The 18,543-nt window shown below is 70.8% G+C and carries 15 protein-coding genes and 1 pseudogene; 8 read left to right on the forward strand and 8 right to left on the reverse strand.

Annotated elements, in window-relative coordinates; all coding sequences use genetic code 11:
- Positions 1-278 precede the first annotated feature (278 nt).
- The 5 genes and pseudogenes from D3A60_RS12520 to D3A60_RS12540 form a co-directional block, all read right to left on the reverse strand.
- A pseudogene (locus D3A60_RS12520) lies at positions 279-460 on the reverse strand (ribose-5-phosphate isomerase A); the annotation flags it as partial.
- Between the two features lie 103 nt (positions 461-563).
- Positions 564-1,295 carry a 2OG-Fe dioxygenase family protein gene (locus D3A60_RS12525; RefSeq protein WP_119719117.1) on the reverse strand — a complete coding sequence of 244 codons (732 nt, stop codon included), beginning with the start codon at positions 1,293-1,295 and terminating at the stop codon, positions 564-566.
- A gap of 21 nt (positions 1,296-1,316) precedes the next feature.
- A complete protein-coding gene (locus D3A60_RS12530; RefSeq protein WP_196778742.1) occupies positions 1,317-1,715 on the reverse strand; it encodes an MAPEG family protein in 399 nt (132 codons plus the stop codon).
- A gap of 121 nt (positions 1,716-1,836) precedes the next feature.
- A complete protein-coding gene (locus tag D3A60_RS12535; RefSeq protein WP_119719118.1) occupies positions 1,837-3,582 on the reverse strand; it encodes a M28 family metallopeptidase in 1,746 nt (581 codons plus the stop codon).
- Positions 3,583-3,691: 109 nt separating this feature from the next.
- On the reverse strand, positions 3,692-4,366 hold the full coding sequence (locus D3A60_RS12540) for a hypothetical protein (RefSeq protein WP_119719396.1): 675 nt from the start codon (positions 4,364-4,366) through the stop codon (positions 3,692-3,694).
- Between the two features lie 133 nt (positions 4,367-4,499).
- Here D3A60_RS12540 and gpmI point away from each other — a divergent pair, with 133 nt between their 5' ends.
- From gpmI to D3A60_RS12555, 3 genes are all read left to right on the forward strand, one after another.
- On the forward strand, positions 4,500-6,101 hold the full coding sequence (gene gpmI / locus D3A60_RS12545; protein WP_119719119.1) for a 2,3-bisphosphoglycerate-independent phosphoglycerate mutase: 1,602 nt from the start codon (positions 4,500-4,502) through the stop codon (positions 6,099-6,101).
- On the forward strand, positions 6,101-7,306 hold the full coding sequence (locus D3A60_RS12550; protein WP_119719120.1) for a murein hydrolase activator EnvC family protein: 1,206 nt from the start codon (positions 6,101-6,103) through the stop codon (positions 7,304-7,306). The genes gpmI and D3A60_RS12550 overlap by 1 nt, the downstream gene beginning before the upstream one ends.
- 124 nt (positions 7,307-7,430) lie before the next feature.
- The gene (locus tag D3A60_RS12555; RefSeq protein ID WP_119719121.1) at positions 7,431-8,768 is read left to right on the forward strand and encodes a S41 family peptidase; all 1,338 of its coding nucleotides are present in this window, start codon (positions 7,431-7,433) and stop codon (positions 8,766-8,768) included.
- Positions 8,769-8,814: 46 nt separating this feature from the next.
- On the opposite strand, the gene D3A60_RS12560 is transcribed toward D3A60_RS12555, so the two are convergent.
- Together D3A60_RS12560 and D3A60_RS12565 are read right to left on the reverse strand one after the other, a co-directional pair.
- Positions 8,815-9,135 (reverse strand): DUF1820 family protein, encoded by a 321-nt coding sequence (locus tag D3A60_RS12560; protein ID WP_119719122.1) that lies wholly within the window; start codon positions 9,133-9,135, stop codon positions 8,815-8,817.
- A gap of 82 nt (positions 9,136-9,217) precedes the next feature.
- Complete coding sequence (locus D3A60_RS12565) at positions 9,218-9,910, reverse strand: rhomboid family intramembrane serine protease (protein WP_119719123.1); 693 nt, start codon at positions 9,908-9,910, stop codon at positions 9,218-9,220.
- A 241-nt stretch (positions 9,911-10,151) separates the two neighbouring features.
- Here D3A60_RS12565 and D3A60_RS12570 point away from each other — a divergent pair, with 241 nt between their 5' ends.
- Entirely contained in the window at positions 10,152-11,498 is a 1,347-nt protein-coding gene (locus tag D3A60_RS12570) for an OmpP1/FadL family transporter (protein WP_119719124.1), read from the forward strand.
- A gap of 103 nt (positions 11,499-11,601) precedes the next feature.
- On the opposite strand, the gene putA is transcribed toward D3A60_RS12570, so the two are convergent.
- A complete protein-coding gene (putA, locus tag D3A60_RS12575; protein ID WP_119719125.1) occupies positions 11,602-14,814 on the reverse strand; it encodes a bifunctional proline dehydrogenase/L-glutamate gamma-semialdehyde dehydrogenase PutA in 3,213 nt (1,070 codons plus the stop codon).
- 385 nt (positions 14,815-15,199) lie between these two features.
- Here putA and coxB point away from each other — a divergent pair, with 385 nt between their 5' ends.
- Genes coxB through D3A60_RS12590 form a run of 4 tightly spaced genes read left to right on the forward strand, consistent with a single transcriptional unit; the run spans position 15,200 to position 18,517 of the window.
- The gene (gene coxB, locus D3A60_RS12580) at positions 15,200-16,135 is read left to right on the forward strand and encodes a cytochrome c oxidase subunit II (RefSeq protein ID WP_119719126.1); all 936 of its coding nucleotides are present in this window, start codon (positions 15,200-15,202) and stop codon (positions 16,133-16,135) included.
- Positions 16,136-16,162: 27 nt separating this feature from the next.
- A complete protein-coding gene (ctaD, locus tag D3A60_RS12585; RefSeq protein ID WP_119719127.1) occupies positions 16,163-17,776 on the forward strand; it encodes a cytochrome c oxidase subunit I in 1,614 nt (537 codons plus the stop codon).
- Positions 17,777-17,795: 19 nt separating this feature from the next.
- Positions 17,796-17,930, forward strand: a complete 135-nt coding sequence (locus D3A60_RS14780; RefSeq protein ID WP_269203667.1) for a hypothetical protein — start codon at positions 17,796-17,798, stop codon at positions 17,928-17,930.
- Positions 17,927-18,517, forward strand: a complete 591-nt coding sequence (locus D3A60_RS12590) for a cytochrome c oxidase assembly protein (RefSeq protein ID WP_119719128.1) — start codon at positions 17,927-17,929, stop codon at positions 18,515-18,517. Before D3A60_RS14780 ends, D3A60_RS12590 begins: the two co-directional genes overlap by 4 nt.
- The last annotated feature ends 26 nt before the right edge of the window (positions 18,518-18,543 follow it).

Here is an 18,543-nt window from a genome sequence, read left to right on the forward strand (position 1 = left end):
CAGGGGCTTTACCCTAAAACCCCGCCTTCGAAAGAGGGCGGGGTTTTTCTTTGCGTCGGGAGAATGTCCGGCAGGTCCAGCATTATCGGTGCAGGCCCGGCGGGCTCCCCGACACGACTGCGGGGAGCCGACGGACGTATCTCCAGCCATTATCTTGGATATTAACGGGCCGTTATTCCGCCGTTATCGGCCGCGTTTTTTCGGCCGCCGATCGCATCAAAAAAAAGGCCGCCCGAAGACGGCCTTTTCCACATAGAACCTGTCCACCGGAGCCGCCGCTACAGCACCAGCGGCGGCTCCCCGCCCACGATCACCACGTCGGCCGGCCGCCGAGCGAACAAGCCCACGCTCACCACCCCCGGGATCTGGTTGATCGTCGACTCCAGACCCGCCGGGTCCACGTCCGCAAGCCGTGGATGTCCAATATCCAGTTGCCGTTGTCTGTCGTTAGCGCAGAGCGGTCGTCATGTCGACGATTGGTCTCGGCGCGCGCCGCTCAAACGCTGGTGAGGTAGCCGTATCGCCATTGCGGCATGGACGCCGATGAACGCTGGGTTCGGGCTTCAGGCGTCCGCCTTGAACGTCACGACCAGTACGTCCCGGTGCGCCTCGCGCGTGGGATCGAGCGGCTCGACGGCGGTGACGCCGTGATACACGCGCCGATCCACGACCAGCGCCGATTCGAGCGGGCGCGCAAGCGTGAAGCTGCCGAGCATCCGGCCTTCCAGATCGTGGATCGATGTCGTGCCGCTGGCGATGTTGTGGCGATCGACCATCAGCACCAGCACGTAGTCCACGCCGTCGCGGTGCAGCCCCTCCGGGGTCGGTTCGCCGGGGTGATCGGGGCTCGCCTCGATGCGGAACTGGTGGACCTCCACTCGCCAGATTCCGACCTCGGGCGACATCGCGCCAAACAGGGTCTGCGCGAATGCGAGGATCGATCGCAGGCAGCGGCTGGACGCCGCGGCATCCTCCACCGGCTCGAACCAGCGCTCGATACCGCCCTGCAGCGGATTGTTCGCGACGGCCTGGTAGTGCGGCTGGTGTGGCGCACGGACCAACGCGGCGCCGGTCGCCTCGAACACCGCGTGCCGTCGGCGACGGTGGCGGCCGAGCGCGGCGAGGTACGCGTCGGGCTGCAGGCGGTTCCAGCTGTCGGCGAACGCATCCCAGTCGTCGAGGCTCCCGCACGAGGTGACCAGCGCCCGCATCTCGGCGTGGTCCACGTGCGCGAAGCCCTCTCGCATCAGGCGGGCGCGTAGCGCCGCCGTGCCCGACTCGACCGACGACGTCATCGCGGGCGTCCTACTGACTGCTCAGCCGCCGACGCGCAGCGCCGCCAGCGCCAGCAGCGCGGCGGCGCAGGCGACGCCGCCGAACCACACCAGGCTGCGTGCGCCGTGGCGGTTGGCGAGGTACAGCAGACCGTGCGCCACCCGGAACACGACGAATGCGATCGCCAGCGTCGAGACGGTCTGCGCCGGCACGCCGGCCAACTGCGCCATCACGACGCCGGCGGCGAACGGGGCGAACGCTTCGAACGCGTTCAGCTGCGCCGCGTTGGCGCGCTGCACGAGCGGGTTGTCCTGGCGCGCGAGCCAGCCGCGCGGATCGCGGTTGTTGTAGCGCTGGCCGCGCGATTTGGCGATGCCGACCCACACGTACGGCAGCAACGCGGCAATCAGCACGCACCAGTAGGCGATCGACAGGGACATGGCCCAGCCTCGTGAAAAGACGGCACAGCCTAGCGGCAAAATGAACACGGCGCCGCCCCCTCGCGGGAACGGCGCCGTCAGGCCGATGCAGCGGTGACGCGCGGCTCAGCCGCGCGCGCCGTCACTTCGTTGCGGGCATCAGCTTCTGTTGCGCCGCGCGGAACGCGTTGCCCTCGTACCACGTCGGCCACGTCTCGCCGCCGGCGACCTCGCGGCCCACGGCGTACAGTGCCTCGAGGTCCTGGATCACTCCGTCGAGCTTCCACGCCGGATCGAACTCGTCGGCCGGCTTGTGGTAGCGGTTGTCGCGGTAGTCGACCTGAGCGGCCTGGCCCGCGGCGGTGCCGCCTTCGAGCAGGTCGTCGCCGCCCTTCGCGTACAGCGCCGGCACGCCGGCCTTGGCGAAGTTGAAGTGATCGGAACGGAAGTAGAAGCCGCTCTCTGGCGTGGCCTCGGCCACCAGCGTGCGGCCCTGCGCCTGCGCGATCGGCTTGAGGATGTCCTCGAGCTCGGAGCTGCCCATGCCGACGACGGTCATGTCGCGCGCCTTGCCGATCACCGGCATCGCGTCGAGGTTGATCACCGCCGCGGTCTTGTTCAGCGGCACGACCGGATTGGCGACGTAGTACTTGGAGCCGAGCAGGCCGGACTCCTCCAGCGTGACGGCCAGGAACAGCACCGAGCGCTTCGGCGCCGGGTTCTGCTTGGCGAACGCCTCGGCGATCTCGACGATGCCGGCCACGCCGGTCGCGTTGTCGACCGCGCCGTTGTAGATCGTGTCGGCTGCGGCGTCAGCGGCGGCCGGGGCCGCTCCATCGGCATGCCCCTCGCCCTGGTGGTCACCGAGGTGATCCCAGTGCGCCATGTAGACCACGGCCTCGTCCGGGCGCTCGCTGCCGGGCAGCATCGCCACCACGTTCTGCGAGGACTTCTCGGTGATCGTGCTCTTGAGGTCGACCGAGACCTTCGCCTTCAGCGGCATCGCCTTGAAGCCCTTCTTGCCGGCGGCCGCGTACAGCGCGGTCAGGTCGTGGCCGAGGTCGGCCAGCATCGACTGGGCCTGGGCGGCGGTGATCCAGCCCTGCACCGGCAGGCGCGGTTCCGGATCGCTCTTGGCCGGCAGGTCGAACTGCGCGCCCGACCAGCTGTTCTTGACCACGTCCCAGCCGTACGACGCGCCGGCGTCGTCGTGGATCAGGATCGCCGCGGCGGCGCCCTGGCGCGCGGCCTCTTCGTACTTGTACGTCCAGCGGCCGTAGTACGTCATCCGCTTGCCCTCGAACAGGCTCGCGTCCTGCTGGTGGAAGCCCGGGTCGTTGACGAACATGACGACCGTCTTGCCCTTTACGTCGACGCCGGCGTAGTCGTTCCAGCCCAGCTCCGGCGCGTTGACGCCGTAGCCGACGAACACCACGTCGCTGCCGTCGACCGTCACCTGCGGCTGCCCGGTGCGCGTGCCGATCACCATGTCGGTGCCGAACGCGAGCTGGCGGGGCTTGCCGTCGATCTCGACGGTCATCACCGTCGACGGATCGGCGGTGGTCTCGACCATCGGCACCTGCTGCACCCAGCTGCCGTTGTTGCCGGGCTTCAATCCGATCTGCTCGAACTGCGCCTGCAGCCACGCGACGGTCTTGGCTTCGCCGTCGCTGCCGGGCGCGCGGCCGCCGAAGCTGTCGTCCGACAGCGCCTTGACGCGCTCGGCGTAGTCGGCGGCGTTGATCTCCGGCGCGTAGGCATGCGCGGCGGCGGCGGGGGCGGGCGCGTCCTGCGCGGTCGGGGCCGGCGTTTCGGCCGGTCGGTTGCAGGCCGCGAGGGCGATCGCGGCGGCCACCAGCGAGGTGGCATGGAGCAGCGTGCGGGACATGGACTCTCCGGACTGGAATCACCGCCGTCGGGTGGCGGAACCCCATTCTATGTCCGGGCCGCCGACCGACGCAGGAAGGCGTCGGGCCGGCGGACAGGGCGCTGCGCGATCAGTCCTGAGGCGGCGTCGCGCCGCTGTAGGCGATCGCCGTCGCGCCGGTGACCGGGCCGGTCTTGGCGGTGGCGTGCACGTACAGCCGCACTTCGCGCTCGAACACGAGCGCGCCGTCGACGCGCGCGTCCGGCCCGATGATGACCCGCGGGATGCGCGGCTTGTTGATCGTCAGCCACTGCTTGCTGGGCTTGTCGATGCGCAGGCCACCGCGCACGTGCGAACCCGCGCCGACGGTGACGTCGCCGTTGACCGTCGCGATGCCGCCCGACAGGTCGGTGTCGACGATGCCGATCGCGCCGTTGACGGTCTCGACGCCGCCGCGCACGTCGCCGCCCCGGCCGATGTAGATGCTGCCGTTGACGGTCTCGACGTCGCCGCCGATCTGCCCCTGCTGCTCGACGCGGATGCTGCCGTTGACCGTCTCGAGCCCGCCGACGCGGACGTTCTCGGCCGCGCGGATGCTGCCGTTGACGGTCTCGGCGCTGCCGGTGGTGGCGTTCGCGCCGATGTTGATGCTGCCGTTGACGGTCTCCAGCGAGCCGACGCGCTCGCTGGCGTCGACGGTGATGCTGCCGTTGACCTTCTCGATGTCGCCCTGCGCGGCGAAGGCGGCCGGCGCGAACGCGGCGAGGGCAAACGAGAGCGAGAGGGCGAGGGAGCGACGCGTCATGGTCATGTCCTTTGTGGGTGGAACACCGGATGTGTACCGGGTGGGATGCCGGCCGCGCCCGCAGCGTTTAAAGCGCGCCGCCGGCGGCGGCGACGCGCTGCCGGGGCCGTGCGCGCCGCTTCGCTACAATCCCATGGCCATCGCCCCCGGGCCCCTGCCCGAAGTCACTGGGACCATCGTCGTGTCGAATCCTGCTGCCCGCCCGAAGCCCGTCGTCCTGCTGATCCTCGACGGCTGGGGCCACCGCGACGACCCGACCGACAACGCGCTCGCCCAGGCGACGCTGCCGAACTGGCACGCGCTGCTGGCCGACTGTCCGCACACGCTGATCCACACCGAGGGCCGCCACGTCGGCCTGCCCGACGGGCAGATGGGCAACTCCGAAGTCGGCCACATGAACCTCGGCGCCGGCCGCATCGTCTATCAGGACCTGACCCGCGTCGACGCGGCGATCGAAGACGGCAGCTTCTACGCCAACGACGAACTGCGCGCGGCATGCGCGGCGGCGAAGCAGGCGGGCGGCACGCTGCACGTGATGGGCCTCATCTCGCCCGGCGGCGTGCACAGCCACGAGCAGCACGTGTTCGCGATGCTCGAACTGGCGCGCCGCGAAGGCGTGCCGCAGGTGGCGGTGCATGCCTTCCTCGACGGCCGCGACACGCCGCCGCAGTCGGCCGAGCCGAGCCTGCGCGCCCTGCAGGACGCGTGCGAGCGCGCCGGCAACGCGCGCATCGCCAGCGTCGGCGGGCGCTACTACGCGATGGACCGCGACCAGCGCTGGGACCGCGTGCGCCGCGGCTGGGACGCGATCGTCGAGGCGAGCGGTGCGCATTCCGCCCCGAACGCCCTGACCGCGCTGCAAGAGGCCTACACGCGCGGCGAGAACGACGAGTTCGTCGCGCCGACCGTGCTGGCCGGGCATGCGCCGATGCGCGACGGCGACGCCGTGGTGTTCATGAACTTCCGCGCCGACCGCGCCCGCCAGCTGACCGCGGCGTTCGTGTCGCCGCAGTTCGATGGGTTCGACGCGCGCCGCCCGGCGCTGTCGCGCTTCGTCTGCCTGACCGAGTACGACGCCACGCTGCCCGCGCCGGTGGCGTTCGGCCCGGACGACCTGCGCAACACGCTCGGCGAGGTGCTGGCCGATGCCGGCCTGCGCCAGCTGCGCATCGCCGAGACCGAGAAGTACGCGCACGTGACGTTCTTCTTCAGCGGCGGGCGCGAGACGCCGTACGCCGGCGAAACGCGCACGCTGGTGCCGAGCCCGAAGGTCGCCACCTACGACCTGCAGCCGGAGATGAGCTGCCCGGAAGTCACCGAAAAGCTTGTCGCGGCGATCCGCTCGGGCGCGATCGACGTGGCGGTGTGCAACATCGCCAACCCGGACATGGTCGGCCACAGCGGCATTCTCGCCGCGGCGATCCAGGCCGCCGAAGCCGTCGACGTCGCGATCGGCGCGGTGCGCGCTGCGGTCGCCGACGTCGGCGGCGCGCTGCTGGTGACGGCTGACCACGGGAACGTCGAGATGATGCGCGACCCGGTCACGGGCCAGCCGCACACGGCGCACACGGTCGGCCCGGTGCCGTTCGTGTACTGCGGTCCGCGGGCGGCGACGCTGCGCCAAGGCGGCGCGCTGCGCGACGTCGCGCCGACGATCCTCGACCTGCTCGGCCTGCCGCAGCCGGCCGAAATGACCGGCCGCAGCCTGCTGATGCCGGCCGCCCGGGCGGACTGATGCGCCACGCCGCCGGGTTCGCCGTGCTGATCGTCGCGCTGCTGGCCGGACCGGCCGCGGCGCAGAACAGCCGCGAGGCCGAGCGCCGCCTGGAAACCGTGCAGCGCGAGTTGCGCAAGGTCGCCGCCGAGCGGCGCAAGATCGAAGGCCAGCGCGGCAGCGCATCGCGCGAGCTGCGCGCGGTCGACGAGAAGGTCGGCCAGACCAGCCGTGCGCTGCGCGAGGCCGAGCAGACGCTGGCCACCGACGAGCAGCGGCTGGCGCAGCTGCAGCGCGAGCGCGACGCGATGCGCGCGCGCGTGGCCGCGCAGCGCGCCGAGCTCGCGCAGCTGCTGCGCGCGGCCTACCGCGAGCGCGACGACGCGCCGCTGAAGGCGCTGCTGTCGCAGGACCGCGTCGCCGACGCCGGCCGCACGCTGACCTACCACCGCTACCTGCAGCGCGACCGCGCGCGGCGCATCGAGGAGCTGACCGCGCAGATCGGCGCGGTCGAGGCGATGGAGCGCGACATCCTCGCGCGCCGCAGCCGGCTCGACCGCGCCCGCGCCGAGCAGCGCGCGCGCCTGGGCACGCTCGAGCGCGACCGGCTCGAGCGCGCACGGATGGTCGCCGAGCTCGAACAGCAGTTCCGCGACCGCAGCACGCGCGAGAAGGCGCTCGGCCGCGACGCGAAGGGCCTGCAGCAGTTGCTGCGCAAGCTGCGCGCCGCGGCCGCCCGGGCCGAGGCGCAGCGCCGCGCGGCGGCGAAGGCCGAGCGCGCCGCGCCGCGGACCAACGGCGCCGCGCCGCGCAGGCCGGCGGCCGTCGCCAGCGCCGCGCCGCTGCAGGTCGGCGGCCTCGGCTGGCCGCTGTCGGGCGCGCTGCTCGCCGGCTACGGCGCGCGCATGCCCGACGGGCGCGGCAGCGACGGCCTGTTGATCGCCGCCAGCGCCGGCGCGCCGGTCAAGGCCGTCGCCGACGGCAGCGTCGTCTACGCCGAGTGGATGACCGGCTACGGCCTGCTGCTGATCGTCGACCACGGCAACGGCTACATGAGCCTGTACGCGCACAACGACGCGCTGCTCAAGGACGTCGGCGCCGCGGTCAAGCGCGGCGACACGGTCAGCACCGTCGGCAGCTCCGGCGGGCAGGGCCGCCCGGCGCTGTACTTCGAGCTGCGCCGCAACGGCCAGCCGGTCAATCCGAACGTCTGGCTGCGCCGGTGAGCCGGGCCTGACCGGCGGCGCGCCGCTTAACCGAAACTTCGCCGCCGCATGCGCGGCTGTGGTGATAATCCGGGCAACCCTGGCCGCCGCGCGCGGTCGAACCCCATCCACCCCGGAGCCGTCCATGCCCCAGCGCCGCCTGCATCCGCTCGCCGTTGCCGCCGCCGTCCTCGTTGCTTCGGCGTGCGTGCCGGTGGCCGCGCAGGACGCGCCCGCGCCGCCGGCGCCCGCGAAGACGGCCGCGGCCAGCGGGGCGGACGCCGACGCCGGCAAGGTGCCGCTCGACGAGATCCGCCGCTACGTCGCGGTCTACAACGCGGTCCGCCAGGCTTATGTCGAGCCGGTCACCGACCAGAAGCTGATGCAGTCGGCGATCCGCGGCCTGCTGTTCGACCTGGACCCGCACAGCGTGTACCTGGAAAAGAGCGCGGCCGACGACTTCGAGGAGGGCGCGCGCGGCGCGTACGAGGGCATCGGCGTGGAACTGCAGCGCCAGCCCGACGGCTCGCTGAAGGTGATCGCGCCGATCGACGGCACGCCGGCGGCGCGCGCCGGCATCAAGTCCGGCGACGTGATCACCGCGATCGACGGCAAGCCGTTCTCGATCGACGAGGGCGACACGTCGGCGCCGCTGCGCGGCGCGGCCGGCACCAAGGTCGTGCTGACGATCGTGCGCGCCGGCCGCGACAAGCCGTTCGAAGTCAGCGTGGAGCGCGACACCATCCGCGTCGCGAGCGTGCGCAGCCGCATGCTCGAGCCGGGGTACGGCTACATCCGTGTCGCCGCGTTCCAGGCCGACACCGCCGCCGATTTCGAAAGCCAGCTCGAAGCGCTGAAGGCGCAGTCCGGCGGCACCCTGCGCGGGCTGGTGCTGGACCTGCGCAGCAACCCGGGCGGGTTGCTGACCTCGGCCGTGCAGATCGCCGACGACCTGCTCGAGCGCGGCAGGATCGTCAGCACGCGCGGGCGCATTCCGATCAGCGACGCCGAGTTCGGCGCCACGCCGGGCGACCGCGCCGGCGGTGCGCCGGTGGTGGTGCTGGTCGATGCCGGTTCGGCGAGCGCATCGGAAGTGCTGGCCGGCGCCCTGCGCGACAACGGCCGCGCGCGCGTGATCGGAAGCCGCACGTTCGGCAAGGGCTCGGTGCAGACCGTGCTGCCGCTCGACAACGGCGACTCGGTCAAGCTGACCACCGCGCGCTACTTCACGCCGAGCGGCAAGTCGATACAGGCGCTCGGCATCCAGCCCGACGTGGTGCTGCGCGCCGGCAAGGACGCGCCCAACGGCGGGCGTCCGGGCTACACCGAATCGGCGCTGCCGGGGCGGCTGAGCGGTGACGAGGACGCGGTGGCCGGCGCCAACGCCGGCGAAGTGCTCGATGGCGAGGGCCCGATCGCCGCCGCGCTGCTGGAGCTGAAGAAGCCGGTCGCCGTCGCGCCGGTCGCGCCGGCCAAGGGCTAGTCGGACGACGCAATGCCGCGCGTTCGCGTCGTACCGCGACGGCGTGTCAGCGCGGCTTGGCCGGCATCGGGAACGGCATGACCACCTTCTCGCCGGTGGTCGCGTCGCGGATCGCCGACTGGCCTTTGCGCTCGACCTCCTCGATCCGCACGATGCTCTGCATCGGCAGGTGCAGCACGCGGGTGCTGCCGAACTCGTCGCGCAGGCGCTCCTCGGTCGGGTCGATGACGAGGCCGTCGTGCACGTCGAACACCAGTTCGGCGATCTCGGTGAATCCCCACAGGTTGCCGGAGCCGACGCGACGCGCGTACAGCTCGTAGATCTTGCCGGCGTTGAAGAAGGTCACCTTGTACAGGGGCTTGCTCATGGGGCGGGGATCCGTCGTCGTTACCGGCGAAATGGGGGCCGCGGCGCGCGACGGCAAGGGCCGCGGGCGCGCCGCCGGCCGGTCAGAAGCCGCGCTTGCGCCGCATCCGCCGGGCGATGCCGGCGCGGGCCACCAGCGCGAACGCACCGCCGAAGCCGAACCCGGCCAGGTGCGCCGACCACGCGACCGCGCCGAACGACGGGCCGATGAAGGTGTAGACGAGCTGCAGCAGCGCCCAGATGCCGATCAGCAGCGGCGCCGGCACCCGCACGAACTGCAGGAAGAGGCCCAGCGGCACGACCACGCCCAGCTTCGCGCCCGGGAACAGCGCCAAGTACGCGCCGATCAGCGCCGACACCGCACCGCTGGCGCCGATGATCAGCCGGTCGGGCGTGCCGATCATCAGCACCGCGGCGAGGTTCGCCGCCGCGCCGCCGAACAGGAACAGCGCGAACAGCCGCCACGGGCCCATCGTGCGCTCGGCCGGCAGCCCGAAGATCAGCAGGAACACCAAGTTGCCGATCAGGTGCGCCCAGTCGGCGTGCAGGAACAGCGCGCTGAACAGCCGCAGCGGTCCGCCGTCGCGCAGCCAGTCGCTGCCTTGGCCGGGGTGAGCGAGGTCGCCCGACAGCGCGCCCCAGTCCAGCATCAGCCGGCGCTGGTCGTGGTCGGGCAGCACGATGAATGCGACGAAGCACAGCCACAGCGCGGCGAACAGCAGCGGCACCGCCCAGCGCAGCGGCGCGCGGTCGCGCGACGGAATGGCTATGAACACGCGCGCACCTGCGTCGATGGCGGCGTGCCGCGTTCCGGAAAAATGAATGCGCGCGAAGGCGTGTGAATGTGCCGCGCGGCGCGGACGCAGGCGACGGTCGCGGCTACTGTTAGCGCGATGTTAATCGTATAGTGCATACGGCGTCGTACGTCGGGAGGGACTTCCGGCGAGCGTCCTGCCCCGTCCGCTGGGCACGCCCGACCGCCGCACAAGTTCAAAGCATCCATTGGAGAGTACACGCATGCAACACGTACACCGCATCACGCGCCTGTCGGCGCTTGCGCTGGGCATCACCGGCGCGCTGGCGCTCGGCAACGTCCACGCCTCGGGCTTCCAGCTGAAGGAAAACAGCGTCAAGGCCATGGGCAGCGCGTTCGCGGGCCAGGGCGTCCGCACCGACGACAGCTCGGTGGTGGTCAACAACGCGGCCACGATGGCGCGCTTCACCGGCACCACCGTGCAGGTCGACGTCACCGCGATCGACCTCAGCTACGAATTCCAGGGCTCGGGCACCGACGCGTTCGGTCGTCCGCTGACCGGCGGCAACGGCGGCAACGCAGGCGACCTCGCCGCGGTGCCGGCGATGTCGGTGATCCACAAGTTCGACAACGGCCTGGCGCTCGGCGCTATGGTCAGCGCGCCGTTCGGCCTGAAGACCGAGTACGAGCCCAACTGGGCCGGCCGCTACTTCGCCCAGACCTCGGACGTGGCGATCGTCGACCTGACGATGGCGATGGCCGTCGACATCGTGCCGGACCGCTTCTCGGTCGGCCTCGGCGCGATCTACTCGCACGCCGACGTGACCCTGTCGAAGGCGGTCGATTTCGGCACGCTGCTGTTCTCCAACCCGGCCACCCGCCCGCTGCCGTTCGCGCAGCCGCAGGCGCGTGACGGCTCGGCGGTGGTGCAGGGCGACGACGTCGGCTTCGGCTGGACGATCGGCGCCAACTTCAGCCCGACCGACAAGCTGTCCATCGGCCTGAGCTACCGCTCGGAGATCGACTACGACCTGGAAGGCACCGCCGACTGGACCGTGCCGGGCGACGTCGCCGCGGTGTTCGCCAGCAGCCCGACCGGCCGCGTGCTGTTCCAGGACGGCGACGTGACCGCCGCGCTGACCACGCCGTCGACGACCAGCGTCGACGTGTCGTACGCGTTCACCGACCGCTTCTCGATGATGGCCTCGTGGGCCGAGACCGGCTGGGAATCGCTGCGCGAAGTGCGCATCGACTTCGAGAACCCGGACCCGGACTCGGTCGAGGACTTCTCGTGGAAGAACACGCAGTTCATGTCGCTCGGCGCCGAGTACAAGCTCAACGACGCGTTCACGCTGCGCGCCGGCGTCGCCTACGACGAGACCCCGACCAGCATCGAGACGCGCACCCCGCGCCTGCCCGATGACGACCGCACCTGGTACTCGATCGGTGCGTCGTGGAAGGCCAGCGAGGCGCTCGAGATCAACGCCGGCTACACCCGGATCGAGCCGGACGCGCCGGAAGTGGACATCTCGTCGGGCGGCTCGACGATCACCGGTCCGTTCGACGGCCACGCGAACCTGTTCGGCGTCTCGGCGCAGTACAAGTTCTAAGCGTTCGCTCCATGCACAAAAAGAAAAGCCCCGCTTCGGCGGGGCTTTTCTTTTGCGTCGACGCCCGGCGCGTGCGGCGCGCGGGCGGGCCAGCGGGCCCCGATCAGTCGCCGAGCGTCAGCAGCGAGGCGTTGCCGCCGGCCGCCGTGGTGTTGACGGTGATCGTCTTCTCGGTCGCGAAGCGCGCCAGGTAGTGCGGGCCGCCGGCCTTGGGCCCGGTGCCGGACAGGCCCTGGCCGCCGAACGGCTGCACGCCGACGACCGCGCCGATCTGGTTGCGGTTGACGTAGCAGTTGCCGACCTTGATCCGGCTGCTGATCTTCTCGATCGTCTCGTCGATGCGGGAGTGGATGCCGAGCGTCAGGCCGTAGCCGGTCGCGTTGATCGCATCGATCACCGCGTCGAGCTGGTCGGCCTTCCAGCGCACCACGTGCAGCACCGGCCCGAACACTTCCTGGCGGAGCACGTCGAGCGACGCGATCTCGTACGCACGCGGCGCGAAGAAGCTGCCGTGCGCGGTGTCGTCGCCGAGCGGCACCTCGGCGATCTCCTTCGCCTCGCGGTCCATCCGCGCGGCGTGGTCGCGCAGCATCGCCAGCGCGTCCTCGTCGATCACCGGGCCGACGTCGGTCGACGGCAGGCCCGGGTCGCCGACGCTGAGTTCGGCCATCGCGCCGGCCAGCATGCCGACGACCTTGTCGGCGATGTCGTCCTGCACGAACAGCACGCGCGCGGCCGAGCAGCGCTGGCCGGCCGAAGTGAACGCCGAACCGACCGCGTCCTTGACCACCTGCTCGGGCAGCGACGACGAGTCGGCGATCATCGCGTTCTGGCCGCCGGTCTCGGCGATCAGAACGCCGATCGCAGCGTCCCGGGCGGCCAGCGCACGATTGATCGCGCGCGCGGTGTCGGTCGAGCCGGTGAACGCCACGCCGGCCACGCGCGGGTCGCGGGTCAGCGCGGCGCCGACGGTGGCGCCGTCGCCGGGCAGGAACTGCAGCACGGCCTCGGGGATGCCGGCCTCGTGCAGCAGCTTCACCGCGTGGTAGCCGATCAGGTTGGTCTGCTCGGCCGGCTTGGCGATCACCGTGTTGCCGGCGGCGAGCGCCGCGGCGACCTGGCCGGCGAAGATCGCCAGCGGGAAGTTCCACGGGCTGATACAGACGAACACGCCGCGGCCGGACAGTTGCAGCGTGTTGGACTCGCCGGTCGGGCCGGGCAGCGCCTCGGGCGCGAACTGCTTGCGCGCCTGGGCGGCGTAGTAGCGCAGGAAGTCGACCGCCTCGCGCACCTCGGCGACGCCGTCGGGCAGGCTCTTGCCGGCCTCCTTGGTGCACAGCGCGAGGTACTGCGGCATGCGCTGCTCGAGCAGGTTGGCGGCGTGTTCGAGGATCGCCGCGCGGCTCGCGGCCGGCGTCGCGTTCCACGCGTCGTGGGCGGCGACGGCGTTGGCGAGCGCGCGCTCGACCGTCGCGCTGTCGGCCGCCTGCCACTGGCCGACGGTCTCGCGCCGGTCGGCGGGGTTGGTGACCGCGATGTCCGGGCCGCCGACGCTCGCGCCGGGCACCAGCGGCGTCGCGCGCCAGTCGCTGCGGGCGGCGGCGTTGACCTGCTCGGCGAGTGCGCGCAGCTGGTCGTCGTTGGCGAGGTTGACGCCCATCGAGTTGCTCCTATCGAGGCCGAAACTGCGGTACAGGTCGACCGGCAGCGGAATGCGGGGGTGGGGAATGGAGTCGAACGCGGCCACGGTCTCGACCGGGTCGCGGACCAGGTCCTCGATCGCGACGGCCTCGTCGGTGATGCGGTTGACGAAGCTGGAGTTGGCGCCGTTCTCGAGCAGGCGGCGCACCAGGTACGGCAGCAGGTCCTCGTGGCTGCCGACCGGCGCGTAGACGCGGCACGGCACGTCGAGGCGGTCGGCCGGGATCACCTCGGCGTACAGGTCGTCGCCCATGCCGTGCAGCTTCTGGAACTCGAAGTGCCGGCCGCGGCCCATCGCCACGGCGCGGCGGTGGATCGTCGCGATCGTGTGAGCGTTGTGGGTCGCGAACATCGGGTAGATCGCGTCGTGCGCCTCGAGCATGCGGCGCGCGTTCGCCAGGTACGACACGTCGGTGTTCGGCTTGCGGGTGAACACCGGGTAGCCCGGCTGCCCGTCGACCTGCGCGCGCTTGACCTCGCTGTCCCAGTACGCGCCCTTGACCAGCCGGACCGGGATGCGGCGGCCGTGCGCGCGGGCCAGTTCGGCGATGAAGTCGATCACCTCCGGCGCCCGCTTCTGGTACGCCTGCACCGCCAGGCCGTAGCCCTCCCAGCCGTCGAGCGACGGGTCGCGGTAGGCGCCGGCGATCACGTCCAGCGACAGTTCGAGCCGGTCGGACTCCTCGGCGTCGATCGTGAAGCCGATCCCGTACGACTTGGCCAGCTGCGCCAGTTCGAGCACGCGCGGGGTCAGCTCGGCGAACACGCGCGCGCGCTTGGCGTGCTCGTAGCGCGGGTGCAGCGCCGACAGCTTGACCGAGATCGACGGCACGCCGAACACGTCGCGGCCCTTGAAGTCGCCGCTCTTGCCGATCGCGTGGATCGCGTCGCGGTACGCCTGCAGGTAGCGCAGCGCGTCCCTGGTGGTCAGCGCGCCCTCGCCGAGCATGTCGAACGAGTAGCGGTAGCTGGCGTTGTCGCCCTTGTTGGACCGCGCCAGCGCCTCGCCGATCGTGCGGCCCATGACGAACTGGTGGCCCATGATCTTCATCGCCTGGCGCACGGCGAGGCGGATCACCGGCTCGCCGACGCGGCCGATCAGGCGCTTGAATGCGTTGTGGACGTCGCGCTTGGTGTCGTCGGCCAGGTCGACCAGGTGGCCGGTGAGCATCAGGCCCCAGGTCGAGGCGTTGACCAGCACCGAGTCGGACTGGCCCATGTGGCGCTTCCAGTCGGCCTCGCCGAGCTTGTCGCGGATCAGCTTGTCGGCGGTGTCCTGGTCCGGGATGCGGAGCAGCGCCTCGGCCACGCACATCAGCAGCACGCCTTCCTCGCTGCCGAGGTCGTACTGGCGCATGAAGGCCTCGATCGCGCCCTGGTCTTGGGCGCGCGCGCGGACCCGGCGCACGAGGTCGGCCGCGGTGGCCTGCGCTGCGGCGCGGTCGGCGTCGGGCAGGCGCGCCTGCTCGAGCAGCGCGCGCACGTGCGCGGCCTCGTCGCGGACCCAGCCGGCGGTGATCGCGGCGCGGGCGCCGGTGGGCGCCGGCGGGAGCTCGGGGCGCAGGATCGCACGACGCGGCGAGACGTCGGCGGTGGGGGCGTGCTGCTGGTTCATGGGGCCCGGGGACAGCCGTTGCGGGCCGACTAGTCTAGGGCTTCCGTTCCGTTTTTGGCCCGACGGTATCGTCCCGGCGCGGCCCGTGTCGCATCCGCGCAAGCCTGCGCGGCGTAGCTTGGGCCATGCATGCCGGACGCTTTCCGACGCGGCGCAACCCGCGCCCGCGCGGGCTCCGCGGGTTGCCGCAGGGCGCCCCCGGGGCTACCATTTGCAGGTTATCCGCAGCGCCGCGCAGGCGTGCTGGGTCCGCTCGGGCCCGACACCAACACATTCCGGACGGTCCACCGCGCGCGACAGGGCGCTGGTCGGTGCCGGGATGAAGCGCCGCCGCCGCTCCCCGAGGTTTCCGATGATTACCAAGCTCAGTCTGGGGCTCGAAGTGATGAAAGCCGGTCGTATCAAGCAGTGGGCAGTCGGCGCGGCCATGGCCGTCCTGCCGGTCCTGGCGTTCGCGCAGTCCGCCGACCCCAAGCGTTGGCAGCTCAACATGGGCGAGGGCGTCACGGCGCAATCGGCCAACGCCTACTCGGCGCACATGCTGGCGCTGTGGATCTGCGTGGCCATCGGCGTGCTGGTGTTCGGCGCGATGGCGTACGCGATGTTCAAGTTCCGCCATTCCAAGGGCGCGGTGCCGGACAAGGACTTCACCCACAGCACCAAGCTCGAGGTGGTCTGGACCGTGGTGCCGGTGGCGCTGCTGGTGCTGATGGCGTTCCCGGCGACCAGCAAGCTGATCGCGATGTACGACACCCGCGACGCCGAGATGACCGTCAAGGTCACCGGCTACCAGTGGATGTGGAAGTACGAGTATCTGGGCGAGGACGTCGAGTTCACCAGCCGCCTCGACCGCAAGAGCGACCAGATCCGCCAGAGCGGCGTCGACGCGCGCACCGCCAACCACCCGACCTACCTGCTCGACGTGGACAACGTGCTGGTGCTGCCGACCGACACCAAGATCCGCTTCGTGATCACCGCCGACGACGTGATCCACGCGTGGTGGGTGCCGGCGCTGGGCTGGAAGCAGGACGCGATCCCGGGCATCGTCAACGAGGCCTGGACCGACATCAAGCAGCCGGGCATCTACCGCGGCCAGTGCGCCGAGCTGTGCGGCAAGGACCACGGCTTCATGCCGATCGTGGTCAAGGCCGTGCCGAAGGCCGAGTACCAGCAGTGGCTGACGGCGCAGCGCGAAGGCAACGGCGACGCCGCGGCCACCGCGGCCGCCCCGGCCGAAGCGGCCCCCGCCGAACCGACCCCGGCGCCGGTCGCCGATGCCCCGACCACCGACGCCCCGGCCGCCGACGCGGTCGCCGGCTGATCGACACGAACTTCCAGAGGTTAGGCCATGGCCGTCACGCACGCTGACCACCACCACGATGACCACGCCCACACGCAGGGCTTCGTCGAGCGTTGGTTCTTCTCGACCAACCACAAGGACATCGGCACGCTCTACCTGATCTTCAGCTTCGTCATGTTCATCATCGGCGCGGCGATGTCGGTGGTGATCCGCGCGGAGCTGGCGCAGCCGGGCCTGCAGTTCGTCGCGCCCGAGTTCTTCAACCAGATGACCACCGTGCACGCGCTGGTGATGATCTTCGGCGGCGTGATGCCGGCCTTTGTCGGCCTGGCCAACTGGATGGTGCCGCTGCAGATCGGCGCGCCGGACATGGCGCTGCCGCGCATGAACAACTGGTCCTTCTGGATCATGCCGTTCGCCTTCAGCCTGCTGCTGATGACGCTGTTCCTGCCGGGCGGCGCGCCGGCCGGCGGCTGGACGCTGTACCCGCCGCTGTCGCTGCAGGGCGGCAACAACGTGGCGTTCGTGATCTTCGCCATCCACCTGATGGGCATCAGCTCGATCATGGGCGCGATCAACATCATCGCGACCATCCTCAACATGCGCGCGCCGGGCGTGGACCTGCTGAAGATGCCGATCTTCTGCTGGACCTGGCTGATCACCGCGTTCCTGCTGATCGCGGTGATGCCGGTGCTCGCCGGCGCCGTGACGATGCTGCTGACCGACAAGTTCTTCGCCACCTCGTTCTTCAACGCGGCCGGCGGCGGCGACCCGGTGATGTTCCAGCACATCTTCTGGTTCTTCGGGCACCCCGAGGTCTACATCATGATCCTGCCGGCGTTCGGCATCGTGTCGGAGATCATCCCGACCTTCAGCCGCAAGCCGCTGTTCGGTTACCAGGCGATGGTCTACGCGACCGCGTCGATCGCGTTCCTGTCGTTCATCGTGTGGGCGCACCACATGTTCACCGTCGGCATGCCGCTCGGTGGCGAGATCTACTTCATGTTCGCGACGATGCTGATCGCGGTGCCGACCGGCGTGAAGGTGTTCAACTGGGTCACCACGATGTGGCGCGGCTCGATCTCGTTCGAATCGCCGATGCTGTGGTCGATCGCGTTCGTGATCCTGTTCACCATCGGCGGCTTCTCCGGCCTGATGCTGGCGATCGTCCCGGCCGACTTCCAGTACCACGACACCTACTTCGTCGTCGCCCACTTCCACTACGTGCTGGTGACCGGCGCGCTGTTCGCGATCATCGCCGCCGTGTACTACTGGTGGCCGAAGTGGACCGGCCGCATGTACAACGAGGGCCTGGCGAAGTTCCACTTCTGGTGGACGATGGTGTTCGTCAACCTGCTGTTCTTCCCGCAGCATTTCCTCGGCCTGGCCGGCATGCCGCGCCGCATCCCCGACTACAACGTCGTGTTCGCGGACTGGAACCTGGTCAGCTCGATCGGCGCGTTCGGCATGTTCGCCACTCCGTTCATGATGGCGTTCGTGCTGTGGCGCTCGAAGGCCGTCGGCGAGAAGGCCGAGGCGCGCGCGTGGCCGACCGCCCGCGGACTGGAGTGGACGGTGCCGAGCCCGGCCCCGCACCACACGTTCACGGTGCCGCCGGTGATCCGCGACGGCGACCTCGCCCACGGCGACATCACCCACTGACCGGCTGGCAGGACCGCGCATGACCGCCCCGACCGACACCCGCACCGACGTCGACGCGCGCCGCCAGCGCGCGCGCCGCACGGCGCTGGTGTTCGGCGTGCTCGCGGTCGCGGTCTACGTCGCATTCCTGATGCTCGGAGTGTTGTCGCAATGAGCGCCCCCGCGTCGAGCCCGCATGCCGGGCTGGTGAAGATGGTGCTGGTCGCACTGGCCGCGTTTGCGTTCACGTTCGCGCTGGTGCCGCTGTACCGAATCGCCTGTGAGAAGGTGTTCGGCATCCGCCTCGACCGCGAGGCCTCCGACGGCGGCACCGCGGCCGTCGCCACCAAGGCGCGCGAGCTGACGATCCAGTTCGACGGCGGCGTGAACTCGAAGCTGCCGTGGAAGTTCAAGCCGCAGCAGCTGACGATGACGGTGCGCCCCGGCGAGCAGTACGAGGCGATGTACGTGGCGCAGAACACCAGCGACCGCGCGATCGTCGGCAGCGCAACGCCGTCGGTGGCGCCGGCGAGGGCGTCGGGCTACTTCAACAAGACCGAGTGCTTCTGCTTCACCGCGCAGACGCTCGCCGCCGGCGAGTCGCGCGAGATGCCGGTGCGCTTCATCGTCGACCCGAACCTGCCGGCCGACGTCAAGACGATCACCCTGTCGTACACCTTCTTCAAGAACGACGTGCTCACCGCCCGGCTCGGCGCGGCGGGCACGGCGTCGTCGCCGGCGCCGTCGCGCGCGGCGCCCTGAGCCCCTTTACCCTCTAGTCGTCGCTT

The sequence above is a fragment of the Cognatilysobacter tabacisoli genome, assembly GCF_003586305.1.
Taxonomy (GTDB): Bacteria; Pseudomonadota; Gammaproteobacteria; order Xanthomonadales; family Xanthomonadaceae; genus Cognatilysobacter_A; species Cognatilysobacter_A tabacisoli.

What these genes read in the sequence shown, in the direction of transcription:
- D3A60_RS12525 (WP_119719117.1), bottom strand. Translation starts at nt 1,295, where the DNA reads ATGACGTCGTCGGTCGAGTCGGGCACGGCGGCGCTACGCGCCCGCCTG.
- D3A60_RS12530 (WP_196778742.1), bottom strand. Translation starts at nt 1,715, where the DNA reads ATGTCCCTGTCGATCGCCTACTGGTGCGTGCTGATTGCCGCGTTGCTG.
- D3A60_RS12535 (WP_119719118.1), bottom strand. Translation starts at nt 3,582, where the DNA reads ATGTCCCGCACGCTGCTCCATGCCACCTCGCTGGTGGCCGCCGCGATC.
- D3A60_RS12540 (WP_119719396.1), bottom strand. Translation starts at nt 4,366, where the DNA reads ATGACGCGTCGCTCCCTCGCCCTCTCGCTCTCGTTTGCCCTCGCCGCG.
- gpmI (WP_119719119.1), top strand. Translation starts at nt 4,500, where the DNA reads ATGGCCATCGCCCCCGGGCCCCTGCCCGAAGTCACTGGGACCATCGTC.
- D3A60_RS12550 (WP_119719120.1), top strand. Translation starts at nt 6,101, where the DNA reads ATGCGCCACGCCGCCGGGTTCGCCGTGCTGATCGTCGCGCTGCTGGCC.
- D3A60_RS12555 (WP_119719121.1), top strand. Translation starts at nt 7,431, where the DNA reads ATGCCCCAGCGCCGCCTGCATCCGCTCGCCGTTGCCGCCGCCGTCCTC.
- D3A60_RS12560 (WP_119719122.1), bottom strand. Translation starts at nt 9,135, where the DNA reads ATGAGCAAGCCCCTGTACAAGGTGACCTTCTTCAACGCCGGCAAGATC.
- D3A60_RS12570 (WP_119719124.1), top strand. Translation starts at nt 10,152, where the DNA reads ATGCAACACGTACACCGCATCACGCGCCTGTCGGCGCTTGCGCTGGGC.
- putA (WP_119719125.1), bottom strand. Translation starts at nt 14,814, where the DNA reads ATGAACCAGCAGCACGCCCCCACCGCCGACGTCTCGCCGCGTCGTGCG.
- coxB (WP_119719126.1), top strand. Translation starts at nt 15,200, where the DNA reads ATGAAAGCCGGTCGTATCAAGCAGTGGGCAGTCGGCGCGGCCATGGCC.
- ctaD (WP_119719127.1), top strand. Translation starts at nt 16,163, where the DNA reads ATGGCCGTCACGCACGCTGACCACCACCACGATGACCACGCCCACACG.
- D3A60_RS14780 (WP_269203667.1), top strand. Translation starts at nt 17,796, where the DNA reads ATGACCGCCCCGACCGACACCCGCACCGACGTCGACGCGCGCCGCCAG.
- D3A60_RS12590 (WP_119719128.1), top strand. Translation starts at nt 17,927, where the DNA reads ATGAGCGCCCCCGCGTCGAGCCCGCATGCCGGGCTGGTGAAGATGGTG.